Below are 1,534 nucleotides of genomic sequence, written 5' to 3' on the forward strand. Positions count from 1 at the left end.
TGCACATCCGCACCCTGCCGATGATGCTCCAAACTCGTCACCGCCTGCGGAGCCCCCGTCTCCACCGTCTCCTCCGCACCCTCCTGCACCACCTCCCGCGCAAGCCACCACTTATCCCGCACCTTCGTCTTCGCCGCATCAAAAACACCCTTCAACGTATCCGCGAGCAACCTCGACTGGACCGCCGACTCCTCCACAACCTTCGTAAACGCCCTATTCCCAGCCACCACCAACCCAGGAACACCCAACGCATCACCCGTCACCACCGCGATAAAAATATCCATCGCAAAAATCGACAGAACAAGCCACCCCTCATAAACAGACTCCTCCCCATTCACCCCCAACTGCGCCGACTGAAAACCCGTATACCGAGCCATCGCCGCCTGCCCCGGAACCCCATCCACCACCCCCCGAACATGATCCGCGAACGCCCGCGCAGTACCCCCACTAACATTACTCAAAACACCAGCAGAAAGACCATCAACATCAGCCACAGCCCCCAACAACGAATTCGCATGCTCCTCCAACCGAGCCTGCAACGCATACATATCACCCGGCTTCACCTGCGGCAACTGCTGACCCGTCGCCACATACATCATCGACTCATAAATAGGCCCCCAAAAAGGATCATCCGGTATATCAAAAACACCCATGACTCACACAACCAGCCACAAACCGCGCCAGCACATCAGCTAACGTCTCCTCGAGCAAAAAATCCGGCGCGACCGGGCGTACCGACCGAGCGGTCGGCAGCGGAAGCCACGGACTCCTTCACCGCGCCGGCCAGCAGCCGTACCGAGTTCGGCGCACCGGGGTTGAGCAACACGTCGACCCCCTCGTCGGGCAGGGCCTCGGCGAGCTCGGCCATGGTGACCTCCAGCCAGCTCGCGACGCGCACCCTGGCCCGGTGTGCGGGCGCGGTGGTCACCAACACCGACGGCCGGCCGTCCGGCGCGGGTGCCACCACCGGAGTTCCGTCCGCGTCCAGTCCGACTCCATAGACGATCTGGGGCAGCGTCTTCAGCAGCTCGTCACTGTCGACCTTGCCACTCACCGTCAAATGCAACGCGGCGTCCACCGGGTCGGTCGGCAGATTCGGTTCGGACGGCACGTACCGCGGGTTGGCGTGGAACAGCCCGGTCACCCCGTCGTCGTCGACGTACCAGCCGCCGACCACTGCCGCGATCGGCGGCTCGGCGTCCTTCTCGACCGGTTTCCAGGACGGATCGACCATGAAGACCCAGTGGCTGGACAGGTCCTCAGCCTGCGACGGCTTCCCCGCCGCCTGTTCGGCCTGACCCGGCTCCCCGGGTTGGTCTCCGGCCTCGACCGGTTCCCCGCTGTCCTGCGGATCGGTGGACAGCTCGACGTCCACCACCCGCCGCCCCGCAGAGTCCTTCGTCGGCATGTCATTCTCCCTAGCAGTATCGAAACCGCCCCATGCTGTGAAGGCCTCCTTCACAGCGCTCAACGCTGTGAAGGAGGCCTTCACGGCACGTCGGGGACGGATGGCGCGTTCGTTCCGCTCGCCGGA

At 63.8% G+C, this 1,534-nt stretch carries 2 protein-coding genes; both read right to left on the reverse strand.

Features of this window, described 5'->3' with window-relative positions; translation table 11 throughout:
- Positions 1 to 653, reverse strand: a 653-nt coding sequence (locus ACFW0G_RS34375; RefSeq protein ID WP_378329644.1) for a hypothetical protein, incomplete at its 3' end; no start/stop codon positions are given.
- Positions 654 to 688: 35 nt separating this feature from the next.
- On the reverse strand, positions 689 to 1,408 hold the full coding sequence (locus tag ACFW0G_RS34380) for a type VII secretion system-associated protein (protein WP_378329645.1): 720 nt from the start codon (positions 1,406 to 1,408) through the stop codon (positions 689 to 691).
- Positions 1,409 to 1,534 lie beyond the last annotated feature (126 nt).

Source organism: Amycolatopsis sp. NPDC058986 (assembly GCF_042741125.1).
Classification (GTDB): domain Bacteria; phylum Actinomycetota; class Actinomycetes; order Mycobacteriales; family Pseudonocardiaceae; genus Amycolatopsis.